9 protein-coding genes, 2 pseudogenes and 1 riboswitch are annotated in these 16,181 nt (G+C 40.6%); of the genes and pseudogenes, 1 reads left to right on the top strand and 10 read right to left on the bottom strand.

Annotated features, from left to right (window positions below):
• Nucleotides 1–14: 14 nt before the first annotated feature.
• The 6 genes from ACR42H_RS10705 to ACR42H_RS10680 form a co-directional block, all read right to left on the bottom strand.
• Nucleotides 15–398 (bottom strand): PH domain-containing protein, encoded by a 384-nt coding sequence (locus ACR42H_RS10705; RefSeq protein ID WP_113882123.1) that lies wholly within the window; start codon nucleotides 396–398, stop codon nucleotides 15–17.
• A gap of 25 nt (nucleotides 399–423) precedes the next feature.
• Entirely contained in the window at nucleotides 424–1,002 is a 579-nt protein-coding gene (locus ACR42H_RS10700) for an O-methyltransferase (RefSeq protein WP_436376042.1), read from the bottom strand.
• A gap of 106 nt (nucleotides 1,003–1,108) precedes the next feature.
• Nucleotides 1,109–1,215: riboswitch (SAM riboswitch) on the bottom strand.
• Nucleotides 1,216–1,289: 74 nt separating this feature from the next.
• On the bottom strand, nucleotides 1,290–5,750 hold the full coding sequence (locus ACR42H_RS10695) for a hypothetical protein (RefSeq protein ID WP_436376039.1): 4,461 nt from the start codon (nucleotides 5,748–5,750) through the stop codon (nucleotides 1,290–1,292).
• Entirely contained in the window at nucleotides 5,728–6,474 is a 747-nt protein-coding gene (locus ACR42H_RS10690) for a DUF6063 family protein (RefSeq protein ID WP_113882120.1), read from the bottom strand. The genes ACR42H_RS10695 and ACR42H_RS10690 overlap by 23 nt, the downstream gene beginning before the upstream one ends.
• Nucleotides 6,474–7,985: a hypothetical protein gene (locus ACR42H_RS10685; RefSeq protein WP_436376036.1), complete on the bottom strand. Its 1,512-nt coding sequence runs from the start codon at nucleotides 7,983–7,985 to the stop codon at nucleotides 6,474–6,476. Before ACR42H_RS10685 ends, ACR42H_RS10690 begins: the two co-directional genes overlap by 1 nt.
• Nucleotides 7,976–9,049: a Wadjet anti-phage system protein JetD domain-containing protein gene (locus ACR42H_RS10680; RefSeq protein WP_436376034.1), complete on the bottom strand. Its 1,074-nt coding sequence runs from the start codon at nucleotides 9,047–9,049 to the stop codon at nucleotides 7,976–7,978. The genes ACR42H_RS10685 and ACR42H_RS10680 overlap by 10 nt, the downstream gene beginning before the upstream one ends.
• Before the next feature lie 348 nt (nucleotides 9,050–9,397).
• On the opposite strand from ACR42H_RS10680, the pseudogene ACR42H_RS10675 reads away from it, so the two are divergent.
• A pseudogene (locus ACR42H_RS10675) lies at nucleotides 9,398–10,642 on the top strand (IS110 family transposase).
• Between the two features lie 690 nt (nucleotides 10,643–11,332).
• Here ACR42H_RS10675 and manA read toward each other — a convergent pair.
• The 4 genes and pseudogenes from manA to ACR42H_RS10655 all read right to left on the bottom strand — a co-directional run bounded on the left by manA (nucleotide 11,333) and on the right by ACR42H_RS10655 (nucleotide 16,168).
• Nucleotides 11,333–12,273, bottom strand: a pseudogene (gene manA, locus ACR42H_RS10670) (mannose-6-phosphate isomerase, class I).
• A gap of 66 nt (nucleotides 12,274–12,339) precedes the next feature.
• A complete protein-coding gene (locus ACR42H_RS10665; RefSeq protein ID WP_436376031.1) occupies nucleotides 12,340–13,221 on the bottom strand; it encodes an ROK family protein in 882 nt (293 codons plus the stop codon).
• A gap of 16 nt (nucleotides 13,222–13,237) precedes the next feature.
• Entirely contained in the window at nucleotides 13,238–14,638 is a 1,401-nt protein-coding gene (locus ACR42H_RS10660) for a glycoside hydrolase family 1 protein (protein WP_436376028.1), read from the bottom strand.
• A 75-nt stretch (nucleotides 14,639–14,713) separates the two neighbouring features.
• A complete protein-coding gene (locus tag ACR42H_RS10655; RefSeq protein ID WP_436376025.1) occupies nucleotides 14,714–16,168 on the bottom strand; it encodes an ABC transporter substrate-binding protein in 1,455 nt (484 codons plus the stop codon).
• Between the last annotated feature and the right edge of the window lie 13 nt (nucleotides 16,169–16,181).

Below are 16,181 nucleotides of genomic sequence, written 5' to 3'. Positions count from 1 at the left end.
ATTTAAAAGAGCGCTTATCCTACGGGATAACGCTCTTTTGCCGAAGCAGCAAACATGCACATCTTTTCCTTAACCGCTGCCATAAAATCAAACATATTCATCCCCTGGATTTGCTGGAATTTATACAAGTCCTGGTTATAATACATATGAATATGCTTGCCGGTGATTCCCCTTTTTTCTTCAATGGAAGTTATATTGATATACGCAAATTCTTCAACTAATTCCTTGGTTGTCCCTGATGCAGGAATTCCATAAAACAGCAGTCTTTTGTTCGTTGCTGCAAAGAAGCCTGGATGAGGTGCTAAACAGAAATGAGCCACTAATGAACAGCTTAAACATTCAATAATGTTTTCATCTTCATGCAATACATGTTTAACCTGATTTATATCACTCTTCATGGAACGCCCCCCTCATATTTCACTATCAAACCGCAGTCTTCACTGCCAATATCAGTCCAGTAGACCAATCCAATTCTGTAATGTCAAGGTCAGGTCTGTCCTGCAGAGTTTTCAGAAGCTTAGTGGCTTTGATCCTAAATTCCTCAGGCAATTTCTGCTGCGGAAACACATCATGAATCACATAAAAACCGCCGATATTTAATTGATCCAGGGTTTTGTCCAGAAGCTCGAATTTCCCTGGCCACGTATCTGCAAAAATAAAATCGAAGCTTTCTGATAGGTTTCTAATAAAAGCTGCACCGTCCTCACAGCAAAATGTGATTCTGCTGTCATACCCGAGGTTTTTTTTCGCGATGGATTGCACTGTTGAATCTATGTCAACCGTCGTTAGCTTACTGCATTCATCCATCCCATCAATGATCCAGGAAGCAGACGCCCCCGTACCTGTGCCCAGCTCCAAAAAGCTTCCTCCTGGTTTTGAGGCAGCCAGCCCCTTTAGTAAAAACCCTGTTTTCCGATCACATGATTGCCCGAAACCCAGCAAATCAGAGTCCTGTAATATCCTCGAATATGCTTCCGGTACCTGTATAACGCCGTTTTCCATTTTGCCATTCCTCCTCTTTCTTCGTTATTATTTAAACCAAGCTCAAACTAAAAATACATCAAAAAAAGGCCTCTTTATAAGAGGCCTTTACTATCAAAAAAACGACCTCTTATCTCCCAGAGCTTCAACTCTGTTGGAATTAGCACCTTCCTGACATAATCAGGGGTTGCTGAGGCTTCGCAGGGCCAGTCCCTCCACCTCTCTGGATAAGAATTTGTATAAAATATATATTTTCAACCAAGTATTGCATATTTTTTGCAAGATGGCAATACTTTAATTCTTTTAATCTAATGAACTGCTTCCTCTCCCTGATAAATTCGAAACGCCGGAACAATCGTATCCGACACAATCTCTTTCCCTTTTTCCCGGATGAAATCCAATTTATAATACGCATCGAACCTCTGGCTGATCTCTGTTTTCACCAATTCAGGCGGAGTAACGACGATGAATTGGAACTTCAGCTTATCAGCTACAGCAAAAATCGGATCAAGCACATGTGCAGAAGCCGCTTGGCCGAACGGATTATCACAGACTAATGGAACCCAGCTTTGATCGGTTTCACTCTTAACCGAAAGAAGCATCATCATCATGACCATGCGGGCAGATAGCTTTTGGCCGCCGCTGCCATCGGATTTAGTCTTTGAACCCTGGTTGATCGTCTGCCAGGTTGAATAATGCTCACGCAGCGGTTTTCCGTACATGAAGGCATTATCAGTACGCATATTATATACCAGCAGCTCCGGGTAACGATTCCTGAGGGAGACAAATAAAATCTGCTCATCACTGATGAGCTGTTTGATTTCCTGATCCAGCTCCAGATTATTGTCATCAATCATCTCGAATCGTTTCGTAATTTTGTTAATGGCCGAAACAAAATGCTGTTTCAGTAAAGCTTCAATATCTTCCGCCTTTTTAGGCAGGATGTCTTCTTTGAGCTGGACGAGCGGGAAAGAACCCCGTTCATTCTTAAGCTTCATTTTTGCAATCATCGAGCGAATCGCTTCCGAAATACTCAGCACCTTCATGCTCGCACGACTGGCCCAGAAGTTTTGCGCTTTCTCCGCCCGTTCTTTATCGCGTTCCAACTGTTCTAAGCCGCTCTGTGAAAAGCGCTTCATGTTTTGAACCACACTTTGAATATGTGCATAATGCCTTGTATCCATATGATCAAGCGTAGTTAAGACTTCATTCTTAAAGCGGATTTCCCAATCCTTGCCTTCAATATTGAGCTTTAAATTGCGCAGGGATTGTTCAATTTTTGCGTGCTTCTCCTGGCCTTCATCCTGGATATCCTGATGTTTTTCACTCCAGGAAATGATGCTTTGCTTTCCTTGACTCTTTATTTTTTCAATATCTTCATCCGTAAAAGCTGCTGCTTCCTCTTTAAGGATTACGGATAGATGTAATTGATTGTTTTCAAACTCAGCAATGTTTTGCTCCGTCTCTTTTTTGCGCTCTTCCGTTTTCTTTATTTCTGCATTCGTCTGTTTGGTCTGGTCAGTAATCTCAACCGTCTTCATCTCCAGATCAAGTTCTTCCCATTCTTCTGGCTGTTTATCATGCTTGGCCACTTTTTTAACAGTCTTATCGCGCTGCGCCTTCGCATGCTTTAAAGTAGTATCAGAAACTGTTACAGCTGTTCCCTGCTCACGCTCTTCTTTCTCTGCTGCCTTTGATTCCTTTGCAGCTGTCTGAACCATCTTTTCCAAAATACTCATGGGTTCATCCGGTATAGGTGCATCCTTCCACTCTTCGTTAAGAGCATGAAGTTTTTTCTCCAGCTTCTTTTGCTGTTTTTGCTCCGATTCTCTTGTCGCCTGGATCGCCAGCAATTCACTGGCTTGTTCTTCTTTTGATTTTTGCAGCTGTTTAAGCTCCTCAATGCTTCCAATGATTTCTTCCAGCATATGTGATGATAATCGCGGAACCTCCTCAGAAGCTTCTGCTTTCCCAGCGGCTGGAAACACCGCACCATCTATAAAGAAGCTAATCTCCTTAATATTTTGCTCGGCTGATAGTTTCCATTCCAAGTACGTTTGGCTCCACTTTTCCTGCAGATCAACGATGATTTGATGCTCGTTTGCAAGCTCTTTCTGTACACTTTCGAAAGCTACCTTTTGTTTCTCTTTTTCCTGCTTTACCCGTTTATTTTCATGATGCAGCGACTTTTCACGATTAAAGTTTTCCAGGGACTCCACATCTTTAGATAGATTTTCAATCTTTTCCTTCGTCTTTTCAAGCTGATCTCTAAGTCCCAGCTGCCGTTCTTTTTCTTTTTCCTCCTGCACGATGATGGCCTGCAATTCCGTTTTCTTGGAAAGCAGGGCTTCTTTTTCCTGAAGCAGCGTTCTTTCGATATCACCCGCAAGGTCATTGGAAAGGAAACGGTCGATTTCTTTTAAAATACGACGGAGAGAACTCTCTGTTTTTTCCATTTCTATAAGTGTATCTTTTTTTTCTTCTATTTGTTTGGCAATCTTAATTTTCCAGTTCGTGAACTGATTTTTATCTGTCAGAAGTTCCTTCTCCGCACCGGTGATCATCACAAAGGTATCTTGCTGATTTTTGCCCGCCATTTCTTCCCTCATAAAAATCGGGACAGGGCTCTTAAACATTCTTCCTGCAAGGACCTGTTTATTCATTTTTTCCCATTGAGGTCTGCTGACCACTAAGCCATAGGGAAGCAGCGGATGAGAAAGCATGTGGCTCGCCATTTCATCCGGTTTTAAAGATTGGAGAAATTGTGAGCCGTAAAAAACATCTATCCCTGTTTTCTCATCAATCCATTCCTTCAGTTCCTTCACATCATTATTCGCAATCCAGAAATGCTCATCATTCAAAGCATAATCCAGCTGCGTTTCCCAGAGCTCTTTCTTCATTTCTTCCACTTGCTCACGATTTTGAACGAGGAGATCTTCCACCTGCAGGGCATATTTGGATAAAAGAGCGTTCGTGAACTGTCCTGAGACATCATTCAGCACACCTTGCAGCTTGTCGTACAGCTTCGCTTCTTTTCGTTGCTGCTCTTCACTTTTCATCTTTAACTCTTCACACTTTTCTTCAGAAAACTGAATGGATTGAGCGAGCGTACCATGCGCAGATGCAAGCTGATTTTGCTTTTCATTCGATTGTTTCTCTTTTGCCTGTAAATCCTCGAGAGCTGCTTTTTTGGTCTCTATCTGCTTGTTAAGATTCTCGATAAAGCCCTTTAAATCATAGGTTAAGCGATCACCGAATTCTTTGATAAGATGTTCTTCTTTTGATTCAAATTCATGAATTTGAATATAAAGAAAATCAATTTCCGTACTAAGCTGGGCAATCTCCTGGGTCTTTTGCTTATCCTGCTTAGACAGGTCGTTTGTTTTTTTCTTTAATAACTTCTGATATCCGGAATAATGCTGAACAGCTTCCCTAATAGCCGCGGAGGATTTTTCCCACTGCTGTGCAGCTTCTTTTTTGATTTCATCCATTCTTTGATTCACTTGCTCTAGGCCGCTGTTCTGCTCTAGCTTCATAATCTGCTGGGAAAGCGCGCGAATGCTCTGTTCCCCTTCATTCCATTCTTTCAATAACAGATGAAAAGCCAGCTCATCTTTTCGCTCCTGCTTTTCTTTCACCGTTTCCTGCAGACTTATATGCTTCTTCTGCTCTTCCCCTAGTTTCTTCTCCCAATCCAGCACTTCCCGGTGAGCCTTTGCGTACTCAAGGTTATCTTTCTGAAAGCGCAGTTCCACTTGCTTGCCCGTTAGTTTTTCGATTTCCTTTTCCAGCCCAATGAGTGTTTCTTCTTCCGTTTTCTTCAAATGCTCCAAAGCACCAAGCAGCTGTCTCCCGACCATTATGCTGTCCTCAACAATTTCTTTATGCCCGATGCCCTTTGCCAGACTCTCTTCAAAAGGAAGAATATCTTCCAGAAACTCTTTATGAGCCTGCTCTCTTTTCAGCAAAACAGGCAGGTCCTTTGCAATGCTTGCCTGACTCTTAAAAATCTCCACCAGATCGTTCTTCTGATGCTCCGTCCGGTGCAGGACCTGACTGACTGTAGGAATAATCCGCTTTTGGAACAGGGAGTGATCATCTTCAGCACCTTCAAAGAATTTTCCGACGCCGCCTTCATCCTTGTTAATGTCTTTCATAATATCCCAGTCTTTGCGGTTAATGCCGTATGTATCAAGGATGCGGTAGTGCTTCTTTGTATCGCGGTAGACATCATAGCCATTCCATTTTAAATAATCCTTCAGGCCTTCTGTATCAGCCAGTTCACCATCTTCATAGAGCGGAATATGTTCAAGGGATGCTTCTTCTTTCCGTTCAAACTCCCTTGTATAAAACGTAATATTCGGGACAATTTTCGCTTCCTGTTCAAGCGTTTTGCTTTCTCCGCCTTCTTCGTTCATGGAAATCCGCTGTTCTGCTGAAAACATTCCGCCCGTCACCAAATGCCTGCTGTCAGCCCCGTCGAGTTCCCATTGCATAAGTACATGAAAGGTATAAGGAATGAATTGCTCTTTATTATTAAAAAAGAATTGCTGATAATAGCGGTTGTTCTGCTTTCCCCAAGATGTTCCTGGCTTAAGAATCTGGAAAATGGTCTGCAGGAAAACCCCTTTCCCGCCTCCATTCATCATGGAAATAAGGCCATTTGTGGAGGTCTCCTCATTATGGAAGTTAAATGTTGTATCTTTGTATTGCTTTTGCATGCCATCATATTTCAGGCCGGCAATTCTAATTCGATGGATTTTCGGCATGCTGATCCTCCTCTGTCTTCATTAATTCCTTGAACATTTCATAACGGTCATAATCATGATACAGATATTCAATCCGCTCAAATAATTCCTGTTTCGGAATCGCCTTTGGAATATCCTCCCGATCGAGAATGACAATAAGTCCTTCTGTCTCCAAAAGACGCATGCTGCTTGCAATCAAACCGATACGCGTCCTGCGATTGGCCTTCTTAGATCCATAATCATCCGTGTCGACCTCCATGTATTTCCATGTTGTCACGACGTCCTTCATATCAATTTTTTCATCTTCTCCGAAATCAGGTTTTGATTTAAGAATGCTGTCCCAATTCATAATGACATCATTTACTTGCCGTTCAAGAGTATAGAAGCTAATCCCTTCCCGCTTGGTACGGATTTTAGCCGCCTGGCTGCGGTCGATGCTTGCCAGGAATGCCATAATAACTACGCTCATCAGGTGAAAGTGTTTCTTAGTTTCAACCTGCTTATGCCTATCCTTCATATGAGTAAAATTTGTAGCAAAAACAGAACCAGTCGGCTGCACGACGAGCTGAATCCGTTTTGGCGATTCAATGATAAAGGTACCGGATTCGTCTGCCAATAAAAGAACCGTCTGTCTTACATCAGGATCGAAATACGCCTGAAAGTGCTCGCTGTTTTCGTCGATGACTTTGTCTTTTAATAGAGTAAAATAAACCGCTGATGCTTTCTTGATACTTTCTGCACTCATCATTTCTCCTCCTGTACACAAATTTTAAACGGAGTGATTTTCATTTGATACCAGAGGAAGGGTTCCGCCCGATGATCAAACTCGGTATATATTTTCAAGCCTTCAAACACCTGGAATTGAGGATATTCCTGCATCAGTTTATAGAGGAGAATCTCCCGTTCATCACTTAACGACTCTTCTTTCCGATGCAGCACCTGAACCTTCAGCGGCTTTTTATCAAACATCATCCATAAATCAATCGTTTCCGATTCTTCAAACCATAAATCCTGGACTTCGAGCGGTAATGTCGTTAAATCAGCCAAAGAAAACTCTCCGTATGTCTGCAAATATTGAAACACATAGCTCCAGGCCTTGATGACAGAATCCCAGTTCGTTACCCTCTGATGGGTAATGCTTTCCTCTTGCACTTCTTCCTCCATTACCTCTGTCAGCTGCTTTTCATCAAATTCCTGCTCTCCCCAAATCCAGTCCAAAGGCAAGATAAATTCATTCTTTGGCGAAAATAAAGGACCTAATACTTTTTCAACTCTATCAAATGAAGAAAACCCTTCTTTCATGAACCAGTTCTCATAAATATGCTCCCTGAATGACACAAGGCTCGTTTCCCAAAACAGGGACGGGCTTTCCGCTTTCAGCTTCATTTCATAGGAGATATTTTGAATCACAAGCTTGGCGAAACGGTCATGCAATTGCCTAGTATGACCGATCTTTTCCTGGAGAAGGATCAATTCTTTTTGAATAAGATCATCTTCCTCATTTCTTCGTTTCGTTTTCTCAATCATGCTGCTGATCGTGCGGAAGTGATTCTTCTCTTCTTCGAACTGCTTTTCAATTTCCGAACGGTTATCAGCCCTTTGCATTTCTTCTTCCATCAATAAGATTTTGGGATTGTTGATCATTTCTTTTTGAAAGGAAAATTCTTTTGCCATTAAGCGGTTGACCCGTGAAATGAGGTGATCGAGGTTTCGAGTAGCTTTGCGGAAATTACCGTTTTTTATCAGCTGCATACTATAAAGCTGTTCAATAGTGATTGAGAATTCCTCTGCCATTTCCCTGCTCATGAAAATCATCTCCTGTGAGACATCGGTGAGCTTGTAGACAATGGATCCGCCCATCTCCAGGTTCGTATATAATTCATCCATTGTCACATAGCGGAAAACCTGAGTCTCCCATGATTGCCTGATTTCATCGTAATATAGGGCTTCAAAAGGTCTGCTGTACTCCTCTTTCCCCTGATACAGAAGCCCGCTTGTGATCCGTTCAGCCTGTTTCTCATCGGCCAAAAGCTTCATTTGCTTAATTGTATCTTCGACCATATACTTAATATCCGATTTTCTCCGATTATCATCATCATTCAATTCCCGATAAAAAATGGTAAGGAGCACCTGCATCAGAATCGTTTGGATATGAGGCTTCAGCTCTCCGACTTCCATTCCTCTCCCGAGCTCAAACAGCGGGTTCAATCGCTGCATCCGCTGAGCGAATCCTTCCCATGATTCGTTCACATCCATCTCCTCCATGTTTCAATTGTTAAGACTTCCTGAGGAATCCGTTTATTTTCCTGCCATAAGTGCATTAATAGTTCCCGTTCTTCCTCGGTAAACCACTGAAAGAATGCATCTCGGTATTTAAGGTATTGAAGCTGGCCTGATTTCTGTCCATTACTTTGATCTATACATTCGAGCATTTTACGGTAAATCTTTAATGCAGGCTGAATACAGCAATCCGGATATTTTTCAATCAGCCTGGTCATGATCCCGTACCCTGCCGCATCAAGATCTCCTGCATAATAAAATAGATACGATTTAGCCGGGAAAATTTTAAAGAAAAACGAAAAGCTCCGTTCAATTTTAGTTCCTTCCCCATAAATGATGAGTTCAGGCTCATAATCAAGCAAATCACTTTCCAATAATTGAATGGAAGTATGAAAGAATGATAGATTCTCGACAATCAGCACTCTCTGAATATCTTTGATTTCTTTTCCCTGCTTCATCCAAAATACAAAAGGCTCCCCGTATTTCACCACATTGAGCTGTTCTTCCGATATTCCAATTCGCTCTAAAAAGCCTTTTCCATCAGGAAAACTGATCCCGTCCTGCAGGAATTTTTCATGGCCGAACAGCTCCAGGCTTCTCTCCTCGAGTGAAACGGTTTCCCGTTCACCGCTGGATTGGAGAAAAGCATATAAATTCTGGATTCGGCTCCACTCTTCTTTCGTCTGCCATTCCGGGTGCCGTTCATAAAATGAAAAATCGAACAGATCACTCAGTTTCATCATCCCGAGCCGGTCCCATTTGTCGGCTTGAGCTTTCACATTAACCCAGTAATATAAAGGCAAAGACGGTGTTTTCCCATTGTATTGATTATTATGTATAGGGGTCAGCTGCCCATCCATTTGCAATGATTGAATAGCCTCATAAAAAAGCGAATAACCATCCATTTCGTAATAATCATCCAGCAATTTTCGCAGCTGAAATTCTAAATCGTTTATGTTTAACTTCTTCTTTTGCTTCGGGTGCTGAATATCTTGAATGAAACTTCTTACCCTTGTTTCGATGATGTTGATTTTGTTCACCTTCTTAAACATCTTGGGGTCAGTAGAGACCATTATTATTCATGAGGACATCATTTTTATTATAAACTAGTTGAGGAAATGATGGTAATTGGATTTTTTAATCTCAGGCTGTAGCTTGCCCCTCATTGTCTTTAGAGTATTATTTTTCGTATAATACAATTTTAGCGAATTGTAGTTTACATAATTAGATTAATTTCAACTAGATCAGTGCAAAATTGTTTTTTGTATTTTGAAGACTCCTATAGCATTCCTGTAGAGCGTTATTTTTGAGCTTTGATAAAAACAGGGTTCCTCAGTAAGATATGAGTAAGACTCGACTCTAACTCAACCTTAGGAGGAACCCTTACTATGAAGTTTAAAATGCTAGACAAACAAAATCAACTAATCTAAAGAATTTGGACAAACATCTTGTCGTTGGAGCAGATATTGCCCAACGATTCCACGTATCCAGGGCTGTCAATTTCCGTGGAATCGTTGTAGGAGATCCAATTACTTTCCAAAAGGACGAAGGCGGGTTTTCGTCCCTAGTAAACTGGATTCAAATTCTTTAAAGATTACATAAATTAGAGGATACCATTGCCGGGATGGAGCCTACAAGCCATTACTGGATACCCTTTCATAATTGCTGATAATGCGTGACATTAAGGTAGTAACAGTCCATCCTCATCTGGTTAAAAGGAATGAAGAAAATCGAGATAACACGCAATCAAAGAGTGAAAAGAAAGATGCACTGGTCATAGCCGATATGGTGAAGAATGGCTACTATACATTTCTCAGGCATGCTTCTGAGCCGTTTGAATAACTAAGGGTTCCATGTCAAATCGAGATGTCTTTGTTAAAGGCTTGTAAGCTCTGTTAATCAATTAAATCGTTGGGTAGACATTGTTTTTCCCGAACTCAGGCAAGTCTTTAATGTCATTACTGCCTAAGGGGCAATCGCCACACTCCGTCTATTCCCAACCTCGGTGGAACTGGATTTGAAAAGGCAGCCTGGGTTATAGATAGCCTATACTTCTCAATGTAGCCAGGAACTCTGTAGGTACCAGGCAAACAATTCAGGCTCATAAATTCCATCTGGAACAGTTACTCGAAGGTATTACCTTGCGGTTCACCAACTCTAAAGAATCGAGCTGGCAATAAAGGAAGAACTCCCTAAAATACCTTTCGCTGATAAGCTATTTAAGATCAAGGGAAATTAGTGAAATTTCGTTTGCCAGTATTTTAGGGGAAGCAGGAGAATAAAGTGGATTTTCACACGGTAATGCTTTACTCCGCCATGCGGGACTCCACCTCTCTGAAGCTAGTTCTGGGAAGTGGAAAGGACAAATTGTCATATCAAAACGCGGAAGGTCATGACTAAGGCGTTTCCTTTATCTAGCCACTATGAGCTTGGTAGTGAACAAAGCATAGTTTGTGAACAAAGCATAGTTTAAGGCTATTCACTCTAACAAAGTGAAAGTCAAGAAAATGAAAAAGATGAACTCGATAATGAAACTGATTGGTAAATTGTCCAGGGTTTCTGTAGTAATAGCACGAAATAACGAATCGTATTGTCTAAAGAAAGTTCAACCCTTAACGGAGTTGGCAGCTTAATTTAATATTTTTGTTCTCAAAAAAAGCTAGATCGAGTGTTGGCCTATTCGCAGGATTTGAAAATATGTTCGGAGTTCCCTCCCATGTCTCAACGGGTCATTTTCCCTTTCATTCCTTCATCATGCCTATCCTAGGGGTGGAGGCCAGTCTCTGGTAGCCTCCAAGGGCGGCGTGGAGAAGTGCAAATCATGGTAAAATATGGAGTATTCTCCTGCTCCTCTCTTTAACTATGCCCTCACGTGGCCAATTGTCCAGAATCTACTCCTTTCAAGCAAGTAAGTATAATCCGAGGGGTATGAAATCCTGCGAATAAGCGAACTTTCGTGAAAAAAGCGTATTTAACTGAGGGAGCTTTAAGTGTTTTTTTTCAGTTCAAACAGCCCTAAAGTACAACCACTGTACTTGAAATCTGCATATAAAGTTTCATCGACATCCCACCATACATCAAAACCTGAATCATCTCATAAAACAAAAAACATTCTTCATAATTATCTGCTAATAAACGTGTATGTGTAAGCTCCAAACGAATTTAATCCATTTCGTCACTTAGACTACCCAAATATTTTTTCAAGTTTCTTTCCCCCTTCATTAACTTGAAAAATTAAGGTGAATATGTACCTATCCTCCCCCATAATAAAGCCTTTGCAATCTTCTATATGTTATCGCCAGTTGGATTAGCTATTGAACAATTTATAAATGAGATACTATTAATTCAGCACCTCCGTCAAGTTGATATTCACCAAAACCCGAAGGTAACATGAAATGATCTCCCTTTTGAAAGGTGTATTTTGCATCTCCTTTGGCCAGTAAACCTGATCCCCCAATGACGCTAATAAGTTGGAAAGAATGGTAATGCATCATTTTAGCAAACCCGTATAACTCCCATTTATTCACAGTGAAGTAAGGACTCTCAACAAATCTAGTAATCTTCATCTGCCCTGTAGTCTCAACCACAGACTTAATATCCACCTCAACTGAAGGAATTATGGTAACTACAATAGACTGCTCAATATGCAACTCACGTAAGTTACCCATTATCTCTTCTGTCATAATCGTAAACTCTATAGGTTGTATCCGAATTTTGCTGTGTTTCAAGGATAACGATTCCTTTTCCAATAGCATGGACCGTTCCGGATGGACAAAGAAGAAGTCACCTGGCTTAACCGCTACCCTGTGAAGAAGTTCATCCCATTTTCCTTCACGAATCAGCGCTTCAAATTCGTCCCTTGTCTGGGCTTTATGCCCGTATATTATCTCTGCTTCCGCATCACAATCTATAATATACATAATATACCAGCACTCTGTCTTACCCAGGTCACCTTCATGTTTAAGACTATATTCATCATCAGGGTGGACTTGGACAGACAAGTCCTGGGCAGCATCGAGGATTTTTGTTAAAAGCGGAAAACGCTCTCCTTCAAAATTCCCGAACAACCGGCGGTGTTGATCCCATAATTCGCCTAACGACATTCCCTTTAACTCACCATTCTTAACAATACACTGGCCATTTCTATGAGCAGCAAATGCCCAGCATTCACCGATCTGATTGGAAGGAAGTACGATTTCAGCTGCTCGCCTCCCCAAAGTCGTTCTTTAAAAACAGGCTCAAAAAATAATGGATATAACGAAATCTTATAGAACCTCACTTGTTAATATTACTAATATTCAGACTTTATATTATATTCCTCTTCTGATACTTATTTCTCTCTCATACTGAGAAAATGATAAAGAGCACCTACTTGACCAGCGGAATTTCCAAATTTACACACTTCAATCTCAGTAATGGATAAAAGGCCGGGACAAATAAGATCGAGGCGGTCCCGTATATGATTCGCAAAATTAGGCTGTGCACTTATTCCGCCTCCGAATAGGATCTTATCCGGAGATAGTGTATGAATGAGATTGGCACTGCCGACTGCAAGCGTTTCAAAGAACTTGTCTACTATTTCCGAAATACGATGGTCATTAAGATAATAGCGTTTAAAAAGCTCTTCTCCAGTTATTCTTTCACCAGTTTTGAGAAACACCCGATGAAGGAGGTTCCAGGTGGAGCCCAGCCTGCTAAATGTAGTATTCTCTATTGGCTGTGAAGCGTCCATAAACATTCTCCCGACTTCACCAGCCAATCCCTTTTTTCCACGATATAGATCACCGTTTAAATAAATGCCTCCACCTATCCCTGTTCCAATCGTCAAGCAGACAAAGTTGCTGCAGTTCTGTGCATTTCCTTTCCATTTTTCTGCTAACGCAGCGCAATTTGCATCATTTTCAATTTCAATTGGAATTCCAAGTTCTGCAAGCTCATTTTTAATATTCTTTCCTATCAAATCGGTTATTTGTCCTGCATAATGGACATAGCCGCTTTTCTCGTCAACTGCTGCAGGAACACTAAGGGCCAACCCGCTAAGTGTATGCTTTTTCTGATAAGATTTTGCTGTTTCAATAAGCAGCTGAAATATCGATCCATTCCGTTCAACCGGTGTTTGGAATGAAGCTCTCTCTATAACATTTGAGTGTTCATCCATTATGGATAATTTCACGGAGGTACCGCCGATATCATATACTAAAAATTGGTACACCCCTCTCCCTCCTTCACTAAAATCCATTATTTTTGGCAAGTTCTCTATACCAATACCCACTTTTTTTAGTAGTTCTTTTATAGTTTTCCTTCAAGTCAACTGAGACAAGCCCATACCGATTTTTATAAGCATTTAGCCATGACCAGTTATCTAAAAAGGTCCATACATGATACCCTTTCACATTTGAACCTTCCTGAAGCGCTTTATGTATCCATTTTAAATGGTTCATATAAAAGGAAATCCGATAATCATCCTGGATGATTCCCTCCTTATCCTTAAACCTTTCTTCATTTTCAACACCAATACCATTCTCTGATATAAAGCACTCAATGTTTCCATAGTTATCTTGAATATTTTTCAAAATATCATAGATTCCCTTTTCATAAATTTCCCATCCGCGATAAGGATTCACCTTTTTACCTGGCATATCATATAAATCAAAATAAAATTCTGGCATAAATGGAGCATTTCGATTCGGCAGGTGTTCCTTTGCCTTAACTCTTCTTGGCTGGTAATAATTAATTCCCAGAATATCCACAGTGTTATCACGAATAGTTATTAAATCACTTCGTTCATAGCTTGGGAGGAAATCTTCTTCCTTCAGCATTTCTATTAATTTAGCAGGGAACTTTCCTTTAATAGAAGGATCTAAAAATGATCGATTGAATAATAAATCAGCTCGTTCTGCTGCATCTAAATCGGCTGGATGTCCGCTCCTTGGATAGGAAGGAGTGACATTTAGTATGATGCCTATCATTCCTGCAAAATCAAGATTATGATACTTTTCTATCGCCTTTGCTGAGGCTAAAATGGAATGAAAGGCAACCTGTACCGCCTTTTTAAAATCTGTGACTGCGGGATAATGATGGCCATATAAATAACCACATTCCACGGGAACTATCGGCTCGTTATGTGTAAACCATTTCTGAACACGATCACCAAATAGAGTAAAGCAAGCAGTCGCATATTCTACATATGCTTCAACTACTAAGCGGCTTTCCCATCCGCCTTCGTTTTGTAATGATAGCGGCATATCAAAATGATAGAGATTAATAAACGGTTCAACCTCATATGAGAGTAATGTCTCTATGACCTGATTGTAGAAGTTAACAGCCCTCTCATTTAACTCTCCTCTCCCCTCTGGAAACATCCGTGACCAGGAGATTGAAAAGCGAAAACTATTATGACCTGTTTCTTTTATCAGTTTAATATCTTCCTTATATTTAGAATAAAATTGGGAAGCCTGATTGGGCCCAATACCATTAAAGAAACGATCTGGTTCTGTTTCATGCCAGTAGTCCCAAATATTAACTCCTTTTCCGTCTGCCTTTGCATCCCCCTCCATTTGTGTAGCAGAAGAAGCAGAACCCCACCAAAAATCATTTGGAAAGACATACTTCAATTCAGATCTAGCCATTTAACATACCGCCCTTCTAAATAACCAAAAGCAAGCCGGAAAATGGAATCGCCGGCTCCGCTTTATATATCATAATTACTTAATATTCTTTTTCCATTCGTCATATTGCTTTTGAATTTCTTTTAGAACTTTATCTAAACCAGCTTCCTTAAGCTTTTGATTGGCTTTTGGCAAAAATTCCTCTGGATCAACACTGCCTGTTAACAATGCTGGAGCAAATTCCTGTGAAACGTTTGCAATTGCAGCGATTTCGGTTCTAACAGGAGTTGTATCAAAATAGAATCCTAGAGTTGGTGCCGGACTGGAAGCGTCATTAAATGATTTGAATTGCTCCCATTTATCTTCAGGGTCATTTTCATATAACTTAAGTATGAAATGGTTTCCTAGAGAATAACTTGGCATGTTATAGTTTTCTACACGTGCAGGAAGGTCTTTAATTTTTCCATTATCAACCTCTTCGTAATGGATATCTTTAATCCCCTTATCAACTAAGTTACGAAGATACGGATCTGTGTTTAATAAATTCAGGAACATCATTGCGCGCTCTGGATTTTTTGAAGTAGCAGAAATTGCTTGGATTGCACCTGTTACTGAGTTATTGAAAGTAATTGGGTCGTGCATTGGCTGTACCAATACATCATAACCTGCTGAACGAGACCAAAGTAATTCTGCTGTCGGCTGATACATTTCCTTACGTACAAACCAGTTCTCAACCTCTAGCGGCCACGGATCTGTACTTGTAGCAGCATCTGCTTTTATATAGCCAGCCTTGTAGTATTCATGCATGGTCTTTAATGTTTCCATCATGATATCAGATTCATAGATATTCACGACTTTATCCGTTTCCCCATCTATAGGGAACGCAAACGGCATCTCATCCTCTAACACATAATCAAATGGCAGATATGGCTTAAATGTTGCAATTGGTGTGAAATTAGGCTCGTTTTCCTTTACTGTTTTTAACAATGGTTTTAAATCCTGCAAAGATTTAACACTTGTTACATCCATATTGTATTTATCTACCAGGTTCTTATTAAATACGTAAACACTTTGCTGGCCAACTTCTTTATTGGATGGAATTCCATAAAGCTCTCCATCAATTTTAGCTCCTTCTAAAAACGCTGGATCAAGTGCTGCTTTTAATTCCTTTCCATGGGAATCCAGTAGTTGATTCAGGCCCTTGAAGGCACCTTTTTGTGCATTTAATACGTAGTTTCCACCTGCAGTGTAAGCAATATCAAAAGATTCACCTGAAGCAATCATCACTTGCATTTTTTGGTCGTAATCGCCCCAGTCAATTTGCTTAAGCTTCACTGTAGTGTTGATCTTTTCCTTTGTATACTTACTAACCTCTTCAAATACTTTGTCTACATCTTTTTGCGGAGTTCCAATTGTATACCATGTGATCTCATACGCCTCCAGCTCTCCATCCTTTTCATTACTTGATGCCTTTTCATTACTCTTGCATGCTGTGAGCAGTGTTGCTGCAGTAAGCAGCACGATTAGAAAAATTGCAAACTTCTTTTTCATTCTTCAATCCTCC

It is taken from the genome of Cytobacillus sp. BC1816 (assembly GCF_051353635.1).
GTDB classification, from domain to species: domain Bacteria; phylum Bacillota; class Bacilli; order Bacillales; family Cytobacillaceae; genus Cytobacillus; species Cytobacillus oceanisediminis_C.
Note: the sequence above shows the minus strand (reverse complement) of the source record. Positions and strands in the feature narration are given on the sequence as shown.

What these genes read in the sequence shown, in the direction of transcription:
- ACR42H_RS10690 (WP_113882120.1), bottom strand. Translation starts at nt 6,474, where the DNA reads ATGAGTGCAGAAAGTATCAAGAAAGCATCAGCGGTTTATTTTACTCTA.
- ACR42H_RS10685 (WP_436376036.1), bottom strand. Translation starts at nt 7,985, where the DNA reads ATGGATGTGAACGAATCATGGGAAGGATTCGCTCAGCGGATGCAGCGA.
- ACR42H_RS10705 (WP_113882123.1), bottom strand. Translation starts at nt 398, where the DNA reads ATGAAGAGTGATATAAATCAGGTTAAACATGTATTGCATGAAGATGAA.
- ACR42H_RS10700 (WP_436376042.1), bottom strand. Translation starts at nt 1,002, where the DNA reads ATGGAAAACGGCGTTATACAGGTACCGGAAGCATATTCGAGGATATTA.
- ACR42H_RS10655 (WP_436376025.1), bottom strand. Translation starts at nt 16,168, where the DNA reads ATGAAAAAGAAGTTTGCAATTTTTCTAATCGTGCTGCTTACTGCAGCA.
- ACR42H_RS10695 (WP_436376039.1), bottom strand. Translation starts at nt 5,750, where the DNA reads ATGCCGAAAATCCATCGAATTAGAATTGCCGGCCTGAAATATGATGGC.
- ACR42H_RS10660 (WP_436376028.1), bottom strand. Translation starts at nt 14,638, where the DNA reads ATGGCTAGATCTGAATTGAAGTATGTCTTTCCAAATGATTTTTGGTGG.